This is a genomic window from Butyrivibrio sp. DSM 10294 (assembly GCF_028539135.1).
GTDB lineage: Bacteria > Bacillota > Clostridia > Lachnospirales > Lachnospiraceae > Butyrivibrio.
In genome coordinates, this window is record NZ_JANSWL010000083.1 from 1 (window position 1) to 22,162 (window position 22,162).

At 47.8% G+C, this 22,162-nt stretch carries 16 protein-coding genes, 1 tRNA gene, 1 pseudogene and 1 riboswitch; of the genes and pseudogenes, 14 read left to right on the forward strand and 4 right to left on the reverse strand.

All coding sequences use genetic code 11. From position 1 onward, the window contains the following. Positions 1-441 (reverse strand): annotated as a pseudogene (locus tag NXH67_RS13535) (hypothetical protein); the annotation flags it as partial. Between the two features lie 499 nt (positions 442-940). On the opposite strand from NXH67_RS13535, the gene NXH67_RS13540 reads away from it, so the two are divergent. Beyond that, entirely contained in the window at positions 941-2,290 is a 1,350-nt protein-coding gene (locus tag NXH67_RS13540; RefSeq protein WP_272797712.1) for an MATE family efflux transporter, read from the forward strand. A gap of 160 nt (positions 2,291-2,450) precedes the next feature. On the opposite strand, the gene NXH67_RS13545 is transcribed toward NXH67_RS13540, so the two are convergent. Continuing rightward, the gene (locus NXH67_RS13545) at positions 2,451-2,900 is read right to left on the reverse strand and encodes a chemotaxis protein CheW (protein ID WP_022780065.1); all 450 of its coding nucleotides are present in this window, start codon (positions 2,898-2,900) and stop codon (positions 2,451-2,453) included. Positions 2,901-3,219: 319 nt separating this feature from the next. Continuing rightward, positions 3,220-3,295: riboswitch (cyclic di-GMP riboswitch) on the forward strand. 139 nt (positions 3,296-3,434) lie between these two features. On the opposite strand from NXH67_RS13545, the gene NXH67_RS13550 reads away from it, so the two are divergent. From NXH67_RS13550 to NXH67_RS13560, 3 genes are all read left to right on the forward strand, one after another. Then, positions 3,435-5,183 (forward strand): methyl-accepting chemotaxis protein, encoded by a 1,749-nt coding sequence (locus NXH67_RS13550; protein ID WP_272797713.1) that lies wholly within the window; start codon positions 3,435-3,437, stop codon positions 5,181-5,183. 135 nt (positions 5,184-5,318) lie between these two features. Continuing rightward, a complete protein-coding gene (locus NXH67_RS13555; RefSeq protein WP_272797714.1) occupies positions 5,319-7,025 on the forward strand; it encodes a PP2C family protein-serine/threonine phosphatase in 1,707 nt (568 codons plus the stop codon). Positions 7,026-7,250: 225 nt separating this feature from the next. After that, positions 7,251-7,913: a transposase gene (locus tag NXH67_RS13560; RefSeq protein WP_022780067.1), complete on the forward strand. Its 663-nt coding sequence runs from the start codon at positions 7,251-7,253 to the stop codon at positions 7,911-7,913. A gap of 1 nt (position 7,914) precedes the next feature. On the opposite strand, the gene NXH67_RS13565 is transcribed toward NXH67_RS13560, so the two are convergent. Continuing rightward, positions 7,915-9,129: a hypothetical protein gene (locus NXH67_RS13565; protein ID WP_272797715.1), complete on the reverse strand. Its 1,215-nt coding sequence runs from the start codon at positions 9,127-9,129 to the stop codon at positions 7,915-7,917. Between the two features lie 450 nt (positions 9,130-9,579). Between NXH67_RS13565 and NXH67_RS13570 the strand changes: the two genes are divergently transcribed. Then, the gene (locus tag NXH67_RS13570) at positions 9,580-10,407 is read left to right on the forward strand and encodes a CPBP family intramembrane glutamic endopeptidase (protein WP_272797716.1); all 828 of its coding nucleotides are present in this window, start codon (positions 9,580-9,582) and stop codon (positions 10,405-10,407) included. Between the two features lie 41 nt (positions 10,408-10,448). Here NXH67_RS13570 and NXH67_RS13575 read toward each other — a convergent pair whose 3' ends face one another. After that, positions 10,449-10,733, reverse strand: a complete 285-nt coding sequence (locus NXH67_RS13575) for a hypothetical protein (protein ID WP_272797717.1) — start codon at positions 10,731-10,733, stop codon at positions 10,449-10,451. 289 nt (positions 10,734-11,022) lie between these two features. On the opposite strand from NXH67_RS13575, the gene NXH67_RS13580 reads away from it, so the two are divergent. From NXH67_RS13580 to NXH67_RS13620, 9 genes are all read left to right on the forward strand, one after another. Then, on the forward strand, positions 11,023-11,949 hold the full coding sequence (locus tag NXH67_RS13580; RefSeq protein WP_022779902.1) for a DUF2156 domain-containing protein: 927 nt from the start codon (positions 11,023-11,025) through the stop codon (positions 11,947-11,949). Then, positions 11,946-12,635 carry a GNAT family N-acetyltransferase gene (locus NXH67_RS13585; RefSeq protein WP_272797718.1) on the forward strand — a complete coding sequence of 230 codons (690 nt, stop codon included), beginning with the start codon at positions 11,946-11,948 and terminating at the stop codon, positions 12,633-12,635. The genes NXH67_RS13580 and NXH67_RS13585 overlap by 4 nt, the downstream gene beginning before the upstream one ends. Positions 12,636-12,845: 210 nt before the next feature. Next, positions 12,846-13,859, forward strand: coding sequence for a LacI family DNA-binding transcriptional regulator (locus NXH67_RS13590; protein WP_272797719.1), 1,014 nt, complete (start codon positions 12,846-12,848; stop codon positions 13,857-13,859). A gap of 187 nt (positions 13,860-14,046) precedes the next feature. Continuing rightward, entirely contained in the window at positions 14,047-15,339 is a 1,293-nt protein-coding gene (locus NXH67_RS13595; protein WP_272797720.1) for an extracellular solute-binding protein, read from the forward strand. Positions 15,340-15,472: 133 nt separating this feature from the next. Continuing rightward, positions 15,473-16,834: a carbohydrate ABC transporter permease gene (locus tag NXH67_RS13600; protein ID WP_272797721.1), complete on the forward strand. Its 1,362-nt coding sequence runs from the start codon at positions 15,473-15,475 to the stop codon at positions 16,832-16,834. Beyond that, positions 16,834-18,105: a sugar ABC transporter permease gene (locus NXH67_RS13605; RefSeq protein WP_022779907.1), complete on the forward strand. Its 1,272-nt coding sequence runs from the start codon at positions 16,834-16,836 to the stop codon at positions 18,103-18,105. The genes NXH67_RS13600 and NXH67_RS13605 overlap by 1 nt, the downstream gene beginning before the upstream one ends. A 97-nt stretch (positions 18,106-18,202) precedes the next feature. Beyond that, the gene (locus NXH67_RS13610) at positions 18,203-20,494 is read left to right on the forward strand and encodes a glycoside hydrolase family 31 protein (protein WP_272797722.1); all 2,292 of its coding nucleotides are present in this window, start codon (positions 18,203-18,205) and stop codon (positions 20,492-20,494) included. Positions 20,495-20,553: 59 nt separating this feature from the next. Continuing rightward, positions 20,554-21,987, forward strand: a complete 1,434-nt coding sequence (locus NXH67_RS13615; protein ID WP_272797723.1) for an Mbeg1-like protein — start codon at positions 20,554-20,556, stop codon at positions 21,985-21,987. A 90-nt stretch (positions 21,988-22,077) separates the two neighbouring features. Beyond that, a tRNA-Ala gene (locus tag NXH67_RS13620) sits at positions 22,078-22,150 on the forward strand. Positions 22,151-22,162: the final 12 nt, after the last annotated feature.

Sequence of the window (22,162 nt, forward strand, 5' to 3'; positions counted from 1 at the left end):
GGCGGTGTCAGGAGTTCTGGCGGACTTTCTAAGGAGCAGTAGACCGGTGTTGGGGAAGTTTACGCGTAAAACAGATCCTCTTACGACACTTGTATCTACGGCAACCTGCGAATCATATTCAAAGAGCTTGACGAGTAATGATCCGTCATATTTCTTGCTCTCGCATTCCCAGTGATACTTTTTGCTGGTTCCTTTGTAGGTGATGGTAAAATGAGAATCTGTTATTCTTTTCTCATCAGTTTTGTCCTGATGCTCGATGAAATGTTCATTTCTCATTCTTGTGATGACAGCGGTCTTGTCATAGTTTTCATTGTAGAAATAATTGACAAAGGGAATGACTATGTCATCACACTCTGTTTCCATTGTTCTGAATGCGTCGTCATAGGCAAACTCAGAATACAATGGGGATACATCGATTTCATTTGTGGGTTCTTCTTGCATACACATATGCCTCCTTCATTGATTTTTTTAATTCAAATACCCAAAACATTGAAAATAAGCATATGCAGAATGCATTGCCTTTCCGGATTGGAATTGAAGTTGTGAAAGAGTATCACAACGATAATACAATAGCATGGATATAAGGGATTTACAATATATAAAGTGTCAGGCACATGTGGCTTCCCGGGGGGTGATACTCAAATGAATGAGACGGTTTTTTACCAAACAGAACCGTCCCCATTGGTAAAAAAACCGTCCCCACATCCATTACTTCTCAAAATACGCAAACGCAATAGCTCCGGGGCCTGCATAGGTACCGATGGTGGCGCCTGCATACATGATATTGGTTTCCAGGCTGACAATCAGAATAGCATAAAAAATAGGGCTGCAAGAGCCTCTTCTTTACCACAAATTCAGTAAAGGTTGTGAATTTCATTTATACCATGTGACGGCTGTGCTATACTATTTCCCGGCAAATATGTAATTGTTGGGAGAGAGTATGATTTTCGTCAGGGACAAAAAATTTTACACTACTTTGGCGGCCTATGCGCTGCCGATTGCGCTTCAGCAGCTGATCACGGTGGGGGTCAACATGGCGGACAACGTGATGCTGGGGCAGCTGGGGGAGGCGCCCATGAGCGGGGCTACTCTGGCCAATAATTTTATCAGCATTTTTCAGATCATGTGCATGGGGCTTGGAATGGGCGCCAGCGTGCTGGTGAGCAGGTTCTTTGGGATGAAGGAGAAGCTCTCCATGAAAAAGGCTGTGAATATCATGCTCAGGATGCTGTTCGTGGTGGCGACGGTATTTGCGGTGGTGACAGCTCTTTTTCCTGAGAATATTATGAGACTGTTTACTACGGAAAAAGAGGTTATTGAAAAGGGCACGGGGTATCTGCTGATATCGATTCCTTGTTATTATCTTAACGGCTATGCGATGACGTCCAGCATTATGCTAAGGAGCGTGGGCAAGGCCAATATTCCGCTGTATTCGAGTATTGCTTCTTTTTTTATCAATATCTTTTTTAACTGGGTATTTATCTTCGGTAAGCTGGGGGCGCCGGCTATGGGTGTCAACGGTGCGGCGCTGGGAACGCTGATCGCGAGGGTTGTGGAGTTTGGCGTTATCATGGGATTTCTGATGTTCGTGGATACGAATATTGGGCTGCGGCCGAGGGATCTTGCGATTTCTGTGGGAAATCTGATTCCGGAGTACATCAGGATCTCGATTCCGGTGCTGGTGTCGGATACGCTGCTGGGGCTTGGAAACAGCGCTGTGGCGGTGGTTATGGGACACATCGGGGCGAGTTTCGTTGCGGCGAATTCCATAACGACGGTGGTGATGCAGCTTGCGACGGTGGTGATACAAGGCATCTCTCAGGCCAGCTGTACGATCACGGGGATCACCCTGGGAAAAGGGGAGGTGGAGAAGGCGAGGCAGCAGGGCTACACTTTTGCGGCGCTGGGATTTATCATCGGCGGTGTGGGCTGCGGGGTTATTCTGCTGTTGTCCAATGTTATCGTCGGAGCGTACAAGATTGAGCCGGAGACGGCGGTGCTGGCCGGGGATCTGATGCATGCGGTGGCGGTGGTTATCTGGTTTCAGGCGGCGAACAGTATTTTGACGAAGGGGACGCTGCGAGGGGGCGGTGATACGAAGTTTCTGATGGTGGCGGATATTATTTTCCTGTGGCTGTGCAGTATTCCGCTGGGGGCGCTTACGGGGCTGGTGTTTAAGTGGCCGGGGTTCTGGGTGTATATTATGCTGAAGATCGATCAGTTTATTAAGTGCGCGGTGTGCGTGGTGAGGCTACGGAGCGGGAAGTGGATTAAGAGGATCGAGAAGTAGAGGAGTGATAAATAAAGGATTAATTTTGAAAAAAATTGGGGTCTGACCCCAATTTTTTTTTGCACATGGCGCGAAGCCAGTATTTATCAGGATTTGTGAAAAGGTAAATTGTGTCTAAAGTGTGAATTGGGGTCAGACCCCAATCACACTTTGGACACAATTAAGCAAGGAATCCAAGATTAACCATGGAATACAGCTCTCCGTCAATCTTGCCAACGCCGCTTACAAGGTACTCGCAGCCCTTAAGGAAAGCAGATGATTCCTTGATTTCCTCATCGGCAACAGAGATCACGTCCATAACCTGGTCAACGATGATTCCGACCTGCTTGTTCTCCTCCAAAGTAACAACAACAATCTTGGTGCTACGTGTGAAAACATCATCCTCAAGACCCATCATACGACGAAGGGAAAGCACAGGGATCACCTCACCGCGCAGGTAAATGATTCCTCTGTAATGCGCCTCAGCACCGGGCATGCCTGTGATCTGAGGAAGTTCGATAATAGTATTAATGGAAAAAATATCAATTGCAAAGTTCTCATCGCCAATCTTAAAAGCGATATACTTTTTCTCTTCTGTCACAACATCATTGTAAACTGCAAGCTCGTTCATTGTTACCCTCCTGAATTAATTTCGTTATCATAATTTTTTAATATATTTTTTATAATTGTTGCGTCCATATAATTACATATAGATAGCCGCTAAGTCAACAAGTAATTAACTTTTAACCGATTATCAAAAACGTGAAACTATGTTGCCGGAGCCGTTTCTTCATATTATATGGAATCACATTCGAAATAATTCTGTTGTAACTCTTCAACAAAGGATTATTGTTTTACAGTTATTTCTTTGACATGATTTATGAAAAAAATATAAATTAAAAATTAATATTGCATTAAGCGAGCGTCTGAAATATAATGCATTTTGTTGTTGAAATATTGGGCAAAGCAAGCGAAAGCTTGTGGCGCAAAGCTATAGGGACTTTAACATGTCAGCCAGTTGCATTCCTATTCGATAATGATCTGATCGGGGCAATACCCGCAGATCGATTTCGAAACGAATTTTTCAGAAGCATGGGACATGTCTCCCATGCTTTTTTGTGTTGAGTTTTATTGTTTGTACAAATACGAACAGAAAGGAAATGAAATGAAAAAGAAGAGTAGAAACATGGTCCGTGGTATTATTCTTATCGCATCAGTGCTTGCAATCGCTATGTCTGCACTGATCGGTTACATCGGATTCAACCACATTCAGAGCGCATATTACACATCTTTCTCAGAGGGCCTTCAGGCAGCCGCTATCCTTCTCGAGAATCAGATCTCTAATCAGTACGAGGGTGACTGGTCATTATCAGAGGATGGCCAGCTTCTTAAGGGCGGCGTTGCTGTACATGATAACTACCAGAGACAGCTTGATAACCTTAATAAGCAGACCGGTATGCATTTCACTATTTTCTACGGAGATACACGTTATATTACTTCTCTTACAGATGCTACCACCGGCAAGCGTATGGAAGGCACCAAGGCCTCTGATGCAGTAATCGCAGAGGTTCTTAGACACGGAAATGAGTACCTTGCAAAGAACTTCGAGATCGGCGGACAGAACTGGTACGCATACTACCTTCCTCTTAAGAACTCTGACGGAACCACAGCAGGTATGGTTTTCGCAGGTCGTGATACAACTATCGTAGCAAAGAACATGCAGGCAGCCGGAACAGCGATCCTTGCCACATTCCTTCTTTTCTTTGTATTTAATCTGATCGTTGCCCGTCTTATCATCTCAAGAACCAGCAAGGCTATCCGTGATATCGTTGATGGCCTCCAGAATCTTGAGGAGGGTGAGCTTTCCTTCTATATTAACGACAGAACCTTCAATCGTAAGGATGAGCTTGGTGTCATCGCATCCAGCTCCGCTCAGGTTCGTGACAAGCTTCAGGACGTTATCAGTGCTACAAAGAAGCTGTCAGAGGACGTTACAAAGTCAGGTGAGAGCCTTGCTACATCAGCAGAGTCTGCTTCAAGAGTTGCAGAGCAGGTTACAACAGCCGTTGAGGATATCAGCCGCGGCGCAGCTTCACAGGCAGAAAGTGTAGAAAACTCAGTAAACAACACAATAGAGATGGGCGACAGCATTGACGATATCACTGACAGAATCGAAGTTCTTTCAGCAGCAGCTAACGATATGATGACAGGCGCTCAGCGTACAGTTGATACTCTTGGCAGCCTTATGGACAAGAATGTTGACGTTATGTCTTCAATGCAGGATATCAATACTCAGATCCGCAACACCAACGACTCTGTAAAGAGTATCGCAGAGGCTTCTAACATGATCACAGAGATCGCAGAGCAGACACACCTTCTTTCTCTTAACGCTTCCATCGAGGCTGCAAGAGCAGGTGAGTATGGCAAGGGCTTCTCAGTTGTTGCTTCCGAGATCGGTAACCTTTCTAAGCAGTCAAAAGAGGCCGCTGTTTCAATCAAGTCAATCGTTGAGCTTCTTGTTGAGGAGTCTCAGAAGAACGTTCAGATCATCGAAAAGCTCAGCGAGAGCATGCAGGAGCAGAACGAGCAGCTCACCAACACCAAGGATGACATGGATGCTGTCGTAGAGAACGTTAACAACGTAGATCATTCCACAAAGCAGATATCAGAGAAGATCCACCTTCTGAATCAGCTTAAGACAAGCTTCGCAGATATTATCCAGGAGCTTTCCGCAATTTCTCAGCAGAACGCAGCTTCTACCGAGGAGACAAATGCTTCTATGGAAGAGCTCAACGCTACATTCTCACTTATCAGCAACGCTGCCAGCGATCTGCGTGATATGGCCGAGACTCTTAATGAGAAGATGGCATTCTTCTCACTTCAGAGCCAGGAAGAGAACCAGAAGACAGCTTAATATACCGCAAATGTGAAAAAACTGTGATTGGGGTCTGACCCCAATTCACAGTTTTTTCACATTTGCAGATACTCGTGGTATGATTAATACAGAATACGCATACCAATAATTCTTTTTTTGTGGGGGAAAAAAAGATTGAGTATCAACAAGAACCATTCGCTTGCCGAAAAAGCAAGATCTTTTACACTTCTTAGCTGCGTCGCCTTCGGAATCGTGGCGCAGATCATGGCTCTGACCTTCTACGGAGTCTCAAACACCAAACAGCTTATAAGGGTCGCGGAGTCTGCGGCAATGCAGGCGGCAATGAGCGCCATTCACGGTGCAGACAGCCTTGGTTTTTCCCGGGAAGTTATGGATATATATAACGGGCTCAGCGATGAGGAAAAAAATGCAGTCGGAACCCCGGCGTACCTTGAGCACTTCAGCTCCATCGACACAGGGAGCGACAGCACCTACAGGCGCCTCATCAACATGCTGGCGGGAACCAAGGAATACCACAACGTCTACGCAGTGTACATCGCCATGTACGATGAGCAGAATTCGCGCATAGTCTACATCGCCGACGCCGACGACATTGACGGACAGGGCATCAAACCCGGAGAATGGGAACCCGTCAACAAAAAAGGCATGATGAAGTTCCTAAACCACAACGACAGCAGAACACTCTACGACATCGCCTGGATCGACAAATACGGCTTTTTGTGCTCAGTGGCAGTGCCCATGAAGGACAGCGCCGGTAACCTCTGCGCCTTTATGCTGGTGGACATTTCCATCAGCGAAGAGATCACCCTAATGGTCAAATTCTTTTTCCAGCTGCTCATCGTCCTCGGCGCCGTAACCGTCCTGATTTCCTACACTCAGAACAAGCGGATCAAAAAAGGCCTCGTGGAGCCCATCAACCGCATCGCCCAGGCATCATCGGATTACGTCAAGCACAAAGAAAACGCCACCGGCGAGAAATCCTTTTTTTCCACCCTTGATATCCACACCGGCGACGAGATTGAGAACCTGTGCAACGTCATGTCTACCATGGAAAAAGAGATGCTGGACTACGAGACCAATCTGACCAAAGTCACCGCCCAGAACGAGCGAATCGAGACTGAGCTGTCCCTTGCAACCAAGATTCAGCTATCCATGATTCCGCACGATTTTCCACCTTTTCCCGACAGAAAAGAGTTCGACATCTACGCCAGCGTTGAGCCCGCAAGAGAGGTTGGCGGCGACTTCTACGACTACTTCCTGATTGACGATGATCACCTGTGTGTGCTCATGGCAGACGTTTCGGGAAAAGGCATCCCAGCCGCTCTTTTCATGATGATTTCCAAAGTCATTATCCAGAGCTGTGCCATGCTTGGAACCTCCGCTGCGGAGACCCTTAACAAGACCAACGAAGCAATCTCATCAAAAAACCAGACCGACATGTTCGTAACGGTCTGGCTGGGAATTCTGGAAATCTCCACCGGCAAGCTTACCTGCGCCAACGCGGGCCACGAGTACCCGGTTCTTAAACGCTCCGGCGGGGAATATGAAATTTACAAAGACAAGCACGGCTTTGTTATCGGCGGCATGGAAGGCACCAGCTACAAGGAGTACGAGATCACTCTGGAAAAAGGAGACCGTCTCTTCCTCTACACCGATGGCGTGCCGGAAGCCTGCGACGCCGACAATAACATGTTCGGCACAGAGCGCATGCTTGCTGCTTTGAACGAATCCGGAAGCGGCTCCGAACCCCCGTCGCTCCAAGACACCCTTACCAACGTGCGATCAGCCGTCAGCGATTTCGTCAAAGACGCCGAGCAGTTCGACGATCTTACCATGCTGTGCCTGGAGTACCGGGGCTAACTTAAGAATTTTGAAGTGGGCATGTGCTTTTCTGCCATGCTCACTTTTTTATGCGCTTGTTTTTTCTTTTGCCATGTGCTATCCTATCGGTGTTGCGATAATCTTTCGCAATTTCATTAACTCCAATCAGGTACAGCCAGACATTTCTTGTCGCGGCTGATTCCCAACTATTTGGACCAAGAGATAACACTTAAACGCAATAACACTAAAAAGGAATGACACTATATGGCAAGACCTAGAAGAATCTGGTACAAAGGCGCAGTTTACCACGTCATGAGCAGAGGCAACAGAAGAAAACTAATTTTCAACAATGATTCAGACTACCTACGTTTTTTACGGTGTGTCAAAAAAATCCAATCGGAATCCGGTTTCAAAATCCATGCCCTCTGTCTTATGCCCAATCATTTCCACATGATCATCGAAACCGGCGAGACGTCACTTAGCATAATCATGCAGAAAATCCTCAGTATTTATGTTGAAGGTTATAACAAAAAATACAGCGTGACCGGGCATCTTTTTGAAGGCCGCTACAAGGCCAAGCTCATCGAAGATGTACCGTACTTTCTGGAAAGCAGTCGCTACATCCATCTCAATCCGGTCAAAGCAAACATGGTAGTTTCTCCTGAAAAATTCCTGTACAGCAGTTACTGTAAGTACGTCAATTCGTATTTTCCCGCAATAAATAATGCGCAAAAGCTCATAATAAGTTCCATTTGGAATCTTACCGAAACTTCGCGCATTTTAGGTTTTTTCCCCAAAAAGCCCCATGAGCGGTATCGCAGATTCGTTGAGTCCAGAGTTTCCCACAGAGAGCAGGAACAACTGATCCAGAAAGAATTTTGCGAAGACGACAACTGGGTGCCTTGGGAGAGAAAAAAGCGTGGTTAGATTAGTCTAATGTGCTGTAGAAAGAATCAATATTCTCTTCCGGAAGTACAACCGGATCCCAGCCAAAATCCTTGTAAGAAGTGATGCTCAGATTGTTGGCGGCTACATAGTTGGCGATGATCTGGGCGCGGGTTGCTTCAGTGGCCTCAGAGTCGGAGTATGCCTTCATAAAAGCATCGTAGTGCTCGCCGAAGATCTTTTTTGCAGTGGGTTCAAAGTCTGAGCCGTCGCCAACCTGCTCGAAGCTCGTCACTTCATAATCGCCTGACTCGGTGGTCTTTATATGAATGCATCCGGGAAAAGAGCCGCCGCCCAGGGTCTCAAGCACGTCGCCGTTGAGGTTATAATTGTAGAACCAGAAATCGCCGTAAACCTTGATGTCGCTGCGATCACTATCATCCTCGCACAGAATCACCGGGCAGGGAATCGACACATCGCCACGATCGAAGTACTGGCCCAGCTCTTCATCAAGGTAGCTGTACAATACCAAGTAAAAATATTCAGGTCCCGGATACTCATATGCCGGAAGCTTCGCTGCAGCCTCCGTTGTAGCTTCTGCTGCGGCCTCGTTCGCGGGGGCAGTCGCTTCTTCCACGAACTCTAACGTATCAAATATCGTTGCGAAGGCGTCGCTGACAGCGATATCCATCTCCTCGTTGCCGCTTTTGTGGCCGGTGAACTCAAAAAGGAGCGCACCCTCGAGGTAGTCTCTCGTAAATCCTACCATATACAGTCCTGATCCCTCGTCGCCGGCGGGAAGATACACATAATAGCCCTTAACGTCCTCAGTCCCGGGGAAACGTGTCTCTGTCATAGTAGCAGCCTCGCCCCACTCAGACACGTAGTCCTTGGCGGCCTGCTCTGCATCCTTATCGATTGTGTAGGTTACCATCAGAATGTTTGTGCCTGCGCACTCACCTGTGTAGGAAAAGGCCATCTGCGCACCGCCGCCGATTACCTCGATGCAGCCGGGATCATACTGGCATTTCCATTCGTTGGGATCCTCATAGACTTTGTACTGAACCTCAGGAACCTCCGACACCGCATCATCAACAGCGGTCTGGTCCTCAGCAGCATCCACTCCATCAGCCAGCGGAACCTGCTCCGGCTCAATCACAGCCGCTGTCTCCCTACTTCCGCACCCCGTCACAGCTGCCATTACCATAACTGCAGCCATCACTCCGGACAATACTTTCGTTACCTGTAATTTTCTCATATTTAATTCCCTCCTCATTAGGCGTCCTCAAATTTTCACATCTGTCTTTCACATCTGCAAACAAATATTAGCAAACGGATTATCACAAAAGTGTCACATGCCACATCCCCCGTGGCTTCGCTCTGTAGAAAAGAACACCTACCTCTCATTATACCTCATATTTTTGGGGTCTGACCCCAATTCACAGTTTAGACACAAATGCGATTTTGAAGAATGCTGATAAATACTGGATTTGAGTTAGATTACAAAAAAAATTGGGGTCAGACCCCAATTTTGGCAGCATCTCCGGTTTTGTGAGGCTGGATGAGGAAGATTGCAGGAAGATATATGAGATGATGGTGTGAGAAGAGAATAAAATTCACCTTTGGTGATTTTCATTGTATAATAATCTGCTTGGGGCTTGGCGCCGGGAAAGGGATTAATAGATCTAAGCAGGAAGGTTATTATTTAATGGACTCTATACATACTTTTTTCAAAAAACATGTATCTATCGCAATCGTAGCAGTATTCATCGCGGAGCTCTCCCTCTACGAATTAATGTGGCAGATGGGAACAGCCCTACACTTTAGCTTCGGCACCTCTAATCAGTCATATTTCTTTGCCGAGATTCTTCTGAAGGTTCTTCCTGCATTACTGATCGCCTTTTGCATAGGGACACTGGATTCGCTAAAGGACCCATTTAAGAACCTTGGGAAAAGTCTTTTATCCGGAGCATGGATACTGATTATCTCAGTGCTGGGCAGTATTGTTTTTTTGATAGATGAGTTTGATAAAGGAAAGATGTTAAAAGAACCATCTCATATCGTTTATTTTGTTTTGTTCCTGCTGATGGTCGGTCTGTCAGAGGAGCTACTTATGAGAGGCACCATAACCAGACTTCTTGCGGATAAATTTAGCAAAGAAGGCAAGGGAAAAGTGATCACGGTCCTGATCGGCGGGCTGCTCTTTGGCCTGTATCATTTTTCCAATTATTTCTACAGCCGGGATCTTGAGGCTACGCTTCTTCAGATGTTGGCGACAACCATGATGGGAATGCTGTTATGTGCAATATATGTTAAATGGGGAAACCTGCTGGGAGTTATCCTTCTCCATGCGGCGCTGGATTTCATGACTATGTCGCGGTACGGCCTGATCGCAGGGATGTCCATTGCGGACGACAGGACTTCCGGCGGCAGGGGTGACCTTAAGCAGACTCTTATCAGCAATTCGACTTTTGTTATAGCGGCTATTGTTGTTATGATGCATGGGAAGAAAAAAGACAGGTTTGTAGATAAATAGAGATGGTTCAATCGCAGGGGGATTGAACCATCTTTTTTGTATCAGCCCTTGAGCCTCATCATGAAGATGGAGTATTCATCGTTCTGGAAGTCAAGATTGGGGGAGTTCTCACCGCCGCCGTTGGTGCTGCGCTTGATCTCGGCGTAGAATTCCTCACCCTGGTTGACGATGTCCATGACGGAGAGCGGGATGCCGCATTCTGTGGCTGTGGCGCAGAAATCGTGCAGGGGATTGGCGGATGCGGAGGTGGCCAGGAGCTTTTCTTTTAATGCGTTGTCTTTGGTTGCTTTTTCAAGTAGCAGGTCTAGTTTCTCGGTGATTTCCATATGTTCTCCTCCTTGTGATGTGGCTTTATTTATCGACTATACGCCAGGTGAGGGCGGCGGTCAACGGGGAAAAGATTGGGGTCTGACCCCAATTCACAGAAAGGACACAATTGTGAAATTAGAAAATGCGGTGGTTACAGGCTTTGTGGGCGGTAGGTGATAAAATTGGGGTCAGACCCCAATTTTTTGCGAACGATTTAGCGTATGGGGATGTTTTGCTTGACAAGAATGGGTGGATGTTATATTTTTAAATTGTGCACAATTAAATTTGCGAAAGAGGATAATTATTATGGATAAAAAGCTTGAATTCCATGCGCCTACCTTTGAGGAGGCGGCGGAGCTGGCAAAGACATATGCACTTAGAGACAACAGGACCTGTGATAGTACGGTTCTTGATACATATATCTGGAAAAACATGTATAACACTGCGGTTTATCATGAAGATGGGGCAGCGCTGCTTCTTATGAAGGATGAGAAGGGCTATTTTGCTGCCATGCCATATTGCAGTAAAGAGGAGCTTCCGAAGTATTTCGAGATGCTCAGAGATTTTTTTCACCGGGAACTTGCAAGTCCGCTACGGATTGATCTGGCGGATGAGGAGGCGCTCCGAATTCTTGGCCTGTGCGATTCTGCGGAGTACGAGGTGGCGGAGGAAAGTGACCTTAAGGATTATCTCTACGACGCCGGGGAGCTTAGAGAGCTTCCGGGGAAAAAGTTCCAGAAGAAGCGTAATCTCGTGAACAAATTTATGAAGGAATATGAAGGCAGGTGGGAGTATAAGACTCTTTGCTGCGTAGATGAATTTTTTCTTGAAGAGTTCATGAGTAAATGGGTGGAGCAGCGCCTCGCAGATGGCGTGGAAAGCAGGGAAACACTGCTACTGGAAAAGGAAGGTGTCACAGATATTTTACGTAATTGCGACAAGGTTACCTTCAGGATCGGAGCCATTTTTATCGATGAGAAGATGGAGGCTTTTACCATCGGATCCTACAACGCCAGGGAAAAAATGGTGGTTGTCAGCATTGAGAAGGGCAACTCCGAGATTCCCGGGATCTATCAGGTCATCAATCAGCAGTTCCTTCTTAATTCCTACCCCGAGGCGCAGCTGGTGAACCGTGAGGACGACATGGGAATCGAGGGCCTTCGCCGGGCAAAAGAGAGCTACAATCCCGTGGGATATGCGAGAAAATTCAGAGTGAGTGAGAAGACGGCATGATAGTTGAAATTGCGGAAAAAGATATAGCGGGAAAGCAGAAGACCAGAAAGCTGTACGAGGAGGCTTTTGACGATCCAAAGGAATTTGTTGATTATTATTACGAAGATGTTTGCAGGAAAAATCGAATGGTAGTCAGCATCGAGGGCGGCAAAGGCAGCGAAAGCGGTGATGGCGGCGAGGTTGTGTCGATGCTTCACCTCAATCCCTACACTGTAAATCTCTGCGGCACTGTGGTTCAGAGCTACTATGTTGTGGCTGTTGCAACCACCGCTTTGCGGCGCCATGAAGGGCAGATGAGACGAGTTTTTGACAGGACATTTGAGATTCTGGCAAAAGAGAAAGTTCCTTTTGTTTTCCTTATGCCCGTGGATGAGGCTATTTATTCCTGGATGGGATTTGAGACTATCTGCGATTTTGCGGTTAACCGAATTGCCGATTCTGAGCAAATACGTGAGCGTTATGATGTTTACTGTGTCAGGGATGAGGATTACATAAGGCGGATGCGGAAGGAAGATGAGTTCCGGGCCATGGATAAGGGAGAGGTGTTGCCCGAGGAGCCGGTTATTATGGCGAAGATTACTGATCTTGAGGCTTTCGGTGAGGCTGCAGGGCGAAGATTTGAGTCTGAGGGTGAAGCGATTGAGTGGCTTAAACGGAAAAAAGTATACTTTTGCGAGGAAGTTTAGTGTGAGAAAAATTGGGGTCTGACCCCAATTTTATTTGTGAAAGGGCGCGGGACCAGGAAATATCTGGGGGTGAGAAAATGATAATTGTGTCTAAAGTGTGAATTGGGGTCAGACCCCAATTTTAGAGCACCTGCTCTTGACAGTGTATTACCTCCTATGTATAGTTAGGGTAAAGTTAATCGGTTTACTAACGAGTATAGGAGATAAATCGTGAATATCAAGATGATCGCACAGCAGGCCGGCGTCAGTACGGCCACTGTTTCCAATGTTTTAAACGGCAATTATGGCAAGGTTTCTCAGGCGACCAGGCAGAAGGTTGAGGAGATCATTAAGGCTACGGGGTATAAGCCCAACGTTATAGCCAGGTCTCTGGCCAGGAAAGAGAGCAGACTCATTGGAGTGGTGGTGCCCTATATGGCTCCGGATGAGGACTTTTTTGCCAATCCCTATAATGCCCATATTCTTGCATCTTTGGAGAAATACATCCGGGGAAAAGATTATTATCTGATGCTCCGGTGTGTCGGCGACGCCAGGGACATAGTAACGATGCTGTCCTCCTGGAATGTGGACGGCGCCGTATTTCTTGGTATCTACAAGGATGAAGTCAGGGAGATCAGGGAGCTCATCGATATGCCGGTGGTATTTCTCGACACCTATGCTCCTGATGAAAAGATCGTTAACGTCGGAATCGAAGACTACAGAGGCGGCTATCTGTCCGCCAGATATCTTATTGGAAAGGGCCACGACAAGCTTGCGCTGGTGACACCGGAGATAACCTCAGAGGGTGTTATCAAGGAGCGATACAGGGGCTTTTCAGATGCCTGCAGAGAAGCAGGAATTCCCTTCAAAAAAGGAAATATCTATTATTCACAGTCAACCTATAACAGTGCAGTGCAGGTGGGGCAGGACCTGGCCTTTAAGAGCAGCGATTACACCGCTGTAGCCTGCATGTCCGATATTGTGGCCTTTGGAGTTATCGAGGGTCTTAAGCAGTGCGGAATCCGTGTGCCCTACGACATGTCGGTGATAGGTTTTGATAACCTGCCGGACTGCGAGCTGATGACGCCAAAGCTCACATCCGTGGCCCAGGACTTTGAGTGGAAGGTTAAAAAGGCCGGAGACTACCTGTTCCGGATGATCGAGAGCGGCAAGACCATAACCGCGGACGAGCGTCAGCCCCTTCGAATTGTGGAGAGACAGTCCGTAAGAAACCTCAGGGAATGATCATGGTAAACAGTTTACCAAGGCCTTATCAAAAGTTTCTAAAATTTTAATCTCATTTTCCCCTTCAATTCAATAATATTTATCTAAATAATGGAAAATCCTCCCAACATATTGACCGATATACCGACAATGAATATAGTCATGGTAAACCGATTAACGCAATTTGTTTCAAAGGAGGATTTTTATTATGGAATTCAAAAAAATAGGGGCCATAGCACTCTCAGCAGCAATGGGTATCACAGCGCTTACAGGCTGCGGCAGCGAAGCAGGCACTGCCGCAAACACAACCAACACTGCTAACACAACCAACAATACCGACACCACCCAGCCGGCAGCAACCGAGACTCAGGACGTAACCTTGAAGATCTGGGTTCCTGAGGAAGAGGTGGACATCACAGATCAGATGGTAAAAAACTTTGACGAAGCACATGCAGAGTTCAATATAACCTACGAGATCGCAGTAGTAGGAATTGACGAGGCACCTCAGGCTCTGGAGACAGATGCTGACACAGCAGCAGACATCTTTTACACACCCAGCGGCGGCGTAGGAGACCTTGTAGGCAAGGGACTTCTCCTTCCCATAACCAAGGACATCGACCAGCTCAAGGCAGACCTTCCTGAGAGCGCCATCAACGCTGTAACAGTAGATGGTCTTACCTATGCGGTTCCTTTTTCACCCAACACCTTCTTCATGTATTACAACAAGGACCTTTTCACAGAGGAAGAGGTTAAGAGCCTTGACGTTATGATGGCCAAGGACCTTGGCGATGGCATGTGGAACTTCAGCACACAGCTCACCAACTCCTGGTATGCAGAGATGTTCTTCCTTGGCAACGGCTGCACACTTTTCGGAGCAGACGGACAAAATGCAGCAGACTGCAGCTTCAATGATGCCAACGGCTTTGCAGCAGGCGAGTACATGATCGATCTTGCAGCCAACAGCAAGTATCTTGAGGATGCCGACGGCGTAGGCGGAAGCGCCTTCAAGGAGGGCAAGCTCGGAGCCGTTACCAGCGGAGCCTGGAGCGCACCGGAGTTCAGAGAGGCACTTGGCGACAAGGTTGGTGCAGTTGCCCTTCCCACAGCCAACATCGGAGGAAAAGACGTACAGCTCTCCAACTTCGTAGATTTCAAGACAATCACTGTTAAGTCCAACACCCAGTATCCTCTTGCTGCACAGCAGCTGGCAGTATACATGGCAAGCAGTGAGAGCTGCCTCACAAGATATGAGAAGCAGGGCGACGTTCCCGTTCTTTTATCCCTTGCTGAAAGCGATGCTGTAAAAGCAGACTTCGTGGCCAGCGCTCTCGGAAGCCAGGCAGCTTTTGCCACCAATCAGCCCAGCATCCCTCAGATGGGAGACTACTGGGATCCCATGAAGGCCCTTGGCGTAGGCATCTACAACAAAGAGGTAACAAGGGACAACCTTCAGAGCCAGCTTGATGCTCTGGTAGACAGCATCACCAGCGAGACCTTCTGATATAGGGTGACCTATGTCAATTCGCTACAGAATCACCGAACCAAAGACCGCAATCAAAAAGCGACATAAACCGCTAAAACCAATCAGATCCACAAGTTTCACTACGATATAAAAAGCAGTTGAGGAAATACAAATGAAAGCAGCAACCACTAAAAGGAATATACTAACGATATTTACCAATGGCGATATATTCTCCAAACTTTCATACATACTTTTCGGGCTTTCCAATATCAGAAACGGGCAGGTACTCAAGGGCCTTATCTTCATGGCCCTTGAAGCACTCTACCTTGTGTTCATGATACTCACCGGAGGCCACAACCTGGCTATGATGCGCACTCTCGGCACCAGCACTCAGGGCATGACCTTCAACGAAAGTCTCGGTATTTACGAAGTTTCTCAGGGCGACAACTCCATGCTGATCCTTTTAAGCGGCGTTGTGACCCTTGTTATCACCGGATTTTTCCTGGCTCTCCTTCTCTTTAGTGTCTACTCGGGAGAAGCGGCAAGGCAGGCAAAAGAGCTGGGGAGACGCCCCAACACTTTTCTCGAAGATATAAAGAGTCTTGCCAATGAGAACATTCACTTCTTATTTCTGTCAGTTCCGGTCCTTGGTCTTTCCATATTTACGGTAATGCCTCTTATCTACATGATCCTTATGGCTTTTACCAACTACGACCAGGATCACCAGCCCCCGGGAAATCTCTTTACCTGGGTGGGCTTAAAGAACTTTTTTACCCTCCTTTCCGGAGGTGACAGGTTGGCAGCAACCTTCTGGCCTGTGCTGGGCTGGACCCTTATCTGGGGCTTTGCCGCCACCTTTTCCTGCTACTTCGGCGGGATGATACTGGCTATGATAATTAATTCCAAGGGAATCAAACATAAAAAATTCTGGCGCACCATTTTTGTAATAACCATGGCAATCCCGGCATTTATTTCACTTCGTGTGGTTTCAACCATGCTGGGAGAAAGAGGAATCTTCAATGTCCTTCTGCAGCAGTGGGGCTTTACGGACCACGCTCTGCCCTTCTTATCCAACATAACCTGGGCAAGAGTCAGCGTAATCCTGGTGAATTTCTGGATCGGTGTGCCCGTGACAATGCTGATGGTAAGCGGAATCCTTATGAACATTCCCGGAGAGCTCTACGAGAGCGCCAAGATAGACGGGGCGGGACCTTTCACCATGTTCCGCAAGATCACCTTCCCCTATATGTGGTTCGTGACGACCCCCTACATCATTTCCAACCTGATCAGCAACTTCAACAACTTTAACCCCATCTATTTCCTGACGGGGGGTGAGCCTCTTACCCTTGATTATTACAAGGGCGCGGGCAAAACGGACCTTCTGGTGACCTGGCTTTACAAGCTCACCAAGGACAGCAACGACTATAACCTGGCGGCGACCATAGGAATCATCATCTTTGTCATCTCCGCTATTTTTACCCTGGTATCTTTCTCCAGATCCAATGCTATGAAAAATGAGGAGGGATTCCAATAATGAGTGTCACACACAAAACAGTCATCGGACTTAATCTCAAGAACCATTTAAAGGCGGTGGCAGCTTCCCTTGTTGCGGCGGTTGCTCTGACCCTACCATATATACATGTTTCCGGGGAGAAAAAAAGTATCCCCGGAGCGATAGTACAACTATTGTCAGGAAGTGAGTCCACAGCTTTTATCTGGTTGCTTGTGGGAGCTGCCATATTCACGGCAGTTTCCGCAGCCCTTTCCCTTATAGGGATGGTAAAAATGAGTAAGCCTCTGGCCTGTATCTGGCAGGCTGCTCAGGCACTGTCACTGATCTTCCTGGGACTATTGATGTTCTCCACCAGGATGATGCTGAAGGAAGCGGGGATAACCGACAACTTCCTGAACAAAGACCTGGGAGCAGGCTACTGGCTTGCCTTCGTAAGCTCTTTTGCGGCGCTGGTGCTGGTTATGAAGGTTACCAAGACCAACGTTGGTTACATTGCACTTACGATTCTCGGAGTCATCTGGCTCTTTCCCATTCTCTGGATCGTGCTTACGGCCTTCAGAGCGGAGCAGGGCTATTATGTGGGATATTTTATTCCCAAGGGCTTTACCCTTGATAACTTCAAGAACCTTTTTACCAATCAGAGCGTTCTTCCCTTTGCAAAATGGTGGCTTAACACTCTGATCGTAGCTGCCTGCAGCTGCGTCATAAACACACTGATAATCCTTGCCACCAGCTATGTGCTGAGCCGCACCAGATTCGCGGGAAGAAAAGCCTTCATGAACATTCTGATGATAATCGGCATGTTCCCCGGCTTCATGTCCCTGATCGCGGTTTATAATATCCTTAAGGGCATCGGCCTTAACCAGTCGCTGATGGCTCTGATCGTGGTGGGAGCTGCAGGGGCAGCCATGGGATATCATGTGAGCAAAGGTTTTTTTGACACAATCCCCAAGGCCATCGATGAGGCGGCGATAATTGATGGTGCTTCAAGACTGCAGATTTTCATTCATGTGACTTTGCCTCTGGCCAAGTCCATTATCGTGTACACAGTGCTGGGAAGCTTTCTGGCCACCTGGTCGGATTACATTTTCCCCAGCATGCTCTTTGGCGACAAGCAGAGCTCCTACACAGTTGCTGTGGGCTTGTACTGGCTCACGGACTTCAAGAGAATAGACACCTACTATACGCAGTTTGCTGCAGGAGCGGTGATCGTGGCACTGCCCATCGTTATCCTGTTTATCTGGCTGCAGAGGTTCTATGTTGAGGGACTGTCCGGATCCGTCAAGGGATAAGGCGTATTATCTGCGGGCTTCATGAATATGAACAAGAGCAGACAGGCAAAAATATGGGATGCAATTACATGAGTTTAAACAAACTGAGGATATTGGTATGATTACTGGAAATAAATACAGGATTTCGGTCCTGACTGACAGGATTATAAGGCTTGAATACAGTGAGAGCGGCTCCTTCGAGGACAGACCGACCTTTGCGGTTGTAGACAGGAGCTTTTGGGAAAAGGAGGGTTCTTACAGTCTGAGAGACGAAGAAGGCCTGCTGCAGGTGGATACCGGTGAGCTTCTACTTACCTATGACAAGAAGCCCTTCAGCTCCTTCGGTCTCTCCATCGAAGTAAGGAGCACAGGGAAAAAGTGGAACTATGGCGATTCCTACGGCTTTTGGACCAACCTTGGAGGCACCGCAAGGACTCTTGATGATGTGGACGGCCGCATAAGGCTTGAGGACGGAATCTTTGGAAGGGACGGCTACGCTGTTATTGACGACAGCAAGACTCCGGTCCTTGAAAACGGCGAGTTCGTGGGAGCTTTGGAAGACCACATCGACATATACTTTTTTGGCTATGGAAAAGATTACTACGCAGGACTTCGGGATTTCTGCAGACTCTGCGGCAATATGCCCATGGTGCCCAGGTATGCCCTCGGTAACTGGTGGAGCAGATATTATAAATATACGGAAGAGAGCTATATGAAGGTGGTGGACTCTTTTGCCAAAGAAGGAATTCCGCTGTCGGTGGCGGTTATCGACATGGACTGGCATGTGACGGAGGTGGATCCCAAGTACGGCACCGGCTGGACGGGATATACCTGGAACAAGGATATGTTCCCTGATTATAAGCGCTTTTTGCGAAGGCTCCATGAGAATAAGCTGGCGGTTACGCTGAATCTTCACCCTGCGGACGGCATCAGGGCCTTCGAGGACATGTACGGGGATATTGCTAAGGAGCTGGGAATTGACAGCAAGAGTAAGGCCCCTGCGGAGTTTGATTTTGGGGATAAGGCCTTCAGGGATGCTTATTTCAAGTGTGTGATGCATCCCTATGAGAAGGACGGCGTTGATTTCTGGTGGATCGACTGGCAGCAGGGCACCGGCAAAAAGGCTTCCGACGTTGACCCGCTGCTGCTTCTTAACCATTATCATTACGAGGATCAGGAAAAAAGAAATCTTCGTCCCATGATCTTTTCCCGATATGCGGGAGTGGGAAGCCACAGATATCCTGTGGGATTTTCGGGAGATTCCCATGCCACCTGGAAGTCGCTGAATTTCCAGCCCTATTTCACTTCCACGGCTTCAAATATCGGCTACGGCATGTGGAGCCATGACATCGGCGGACATATGCTGGGGGATAAGGATCTGGAGAGGCTGGTTCGCTGGATACAGTACGGAGTTTTCTCGCCGGTTATGAGGATCCATTCCAGCAGCAGTGCCTTTTTTAACAAGGAGCCCTGGAACCTGGAGGAGCCCTACAGATCTATCGTGAAGAAATTCATGGTATTAAGGCACAGGATGATCCCATATCTGTATACGGAGAATCACAGGGGATATGCGGAGAGTAAGCCCCTGATAAGGCCCATGTACTATGACTATTCCGGGGAGGCGGAGAGCTACAACGTGCTGAACCAGTATGGATTTGGCGACAGTCTCCTGGTATGCGCAATCACCGAGCCCGAGGACAGAGAGCTTAAGCTGGCCTGCAGCAGGGGATATATACCGAAGGGCAGATGGTATGACATTTTTAACGGATATATTTATGAAGGACCTAAGGTCAGGAAGTTCTACAGGGAGCTGTCAGAGCTGCCGGTACTTCTGAAGGCCGGTGGAATTGTGCCTCTTACGGAGGGTGAGTGCCAAAATGGCACGGACAATCCTTCTAATCTCTGCATCCTGGTTGGTGCCGGCGCAGACGGTTCCTATACATTGTATGAGGACGACGGCTGCAGCATGAACTACCGCCGGGGCGAATATGTTGAGACACAGTTTGCTACCCGCTACGATGCCGAAGTCCATAGGATCACCTTCACCATCTCTGCGGCAAAAGGAGAAGGAAGGCTCATTCCTTCTAAGCGAAGCTACAAGCTAAAGCTCATCGGAGCCGTGGCCGAAGGCTATGAGTTTGACAAGAACGCAGGCGCCACTATCGTGGAAGTTGGAGAAGTGGATGTATCCGGAGATGTCACTGTGGAGATCGAAGGAGTGGAGCTTTTATCCAACGATTACATGGAGCAGGGCTTCAGGATCCTTGAGAGAGCCTGGATAAACACCGAGACCAAGGATGTCATCTATGACAAAATGCTGCATCTTGACAAGGCTACCTTTGGCATCTGGTTAAGACAGGCAGATATCTCCGAGAAACTCAAGGATGCCTTTTATGAGATTGGTGTATAAGTTGACGATTTAACGGCAACATGTGTTAAGATATATATGAGAAGGTTGGGGGCTCATATATGAATACAAGCTTTTTGAATTCGGAAATAGTTCTGGTTAATAATCTACTGTATATCGATAATCTCGGAGGGCCGGAGGGGTCCTTTGTTTCGGAGAGGAATCAGCACAAGACAGTAGGTGAATATGTTAAGGGCGTCTTTGAGAATTATGACAAGATAGACGACAAGCGGGAGTACAGCGACGGGGTGACCGGCGCGGAGTACAAGCAGATTCTCGAGGCAATAAGGCGTAGTCCTCATCTTAGCGGGCTTATTGTTATGGAGGTTCACAATGAGAGCCCGGAGAACGGCGGGGGAAAAAGCGTTTTTTTCTATGACCCGACAGCAAATGAGGCGCTGATTGTTTTTAAAGGAACCGAGAGCAGCGCAGAGTGGATCGACAACGTTGAAGGGCTGTTTAAGCTGCCAACCGCTTTTCAGGAAAATGCCCTGAACTGGTACCGGTCGCTGGACCTTTCTTCCTACGATGTGATCACGGTTTCGGGCCATTCCAAGGGCGGAAACAAGGCGAAGTATATCGCAATTGTTGACGATACGGTGACAAATTGTATCTCTTTTGACGGCCAGGGTTTTTCCGATGAATTTATAAAAAAATATTCGGATGAGATAAGGCGTAACGAAGGCAAGATCCTGAATATCAACGCCGAGAGCGATTTTGTGAATATTCTGTTGAACGATGTGGGCAAAAGGCAGTACTACCTGGGCACCAACTACGGAAGGCTGGGCTTTGGGGAAAACCACTGCGCCAACGCCATACTCTTTTTTGACGAGGATAACAATGTCTCCATCTGGCAGGCGCCAAAGGGGCAGGACCACAGAATGGCGGATCTGGACGTGATGCTCAACAGCTTTGTCAGGTCCATTGACATGGGCTCTCGTGAGGTTGTGGCTTTGATGCTGGGAAATCTCATCGTCAACGCCAACAACAAGGACACGGAGGGAATCATCAGCCTTTTTTCCGATGAGAAGTACTCGGATGCGGCGGCGCAGCTACTGGCATTTATCCTGCGGTACAAGGAGGAAAAGCCCAGTATGGTGGCTTCCACCAGGGAGATTCTGGCGGAAAACGGTTTTGACACCGGAATGCTGGGGATCGCGGATTTTGTCACGAATCACGAGCTGATATTGGAGCTGATCGGCCAGAGTCCAACGGCGGTGATCGATGCGCTGGAGCTGAATAACGCGCCGGAGTCGGTGATTAAGCTTCTTGGCTCGCATATGGAGCTGTTCGGTTTTCTGGTAAAAGTGGCTAAGAGGATGCGGAAGGTGAATCCAACGGCCTACCGCGGCGAGGATATCACGCCGGATGACACGGAAGGGCTGCAGGGCGCGGTTATCAGCAGGGCCGGAAGGACCAAGATTGCGATTGGCATTGGTGTCGCGCTGGTTATCACTATTTTGATAATCGTAATTATGATTAAATTTGGTCGGTGAAAATTGGGGTCTGACCCCAATTTTTTCCTGCCGCTTAGAGTTGACAGGACCGCGTATTATGGAGATAATAGAATACGTGGTTAGACCTTTGGGGTATTGGCGCAGTTGGGAGCGCGCCACACTGGCAGTGTGGAGGTCACGGGTTCAAGTCCCGTATGCTCCATTGAATTAAGAG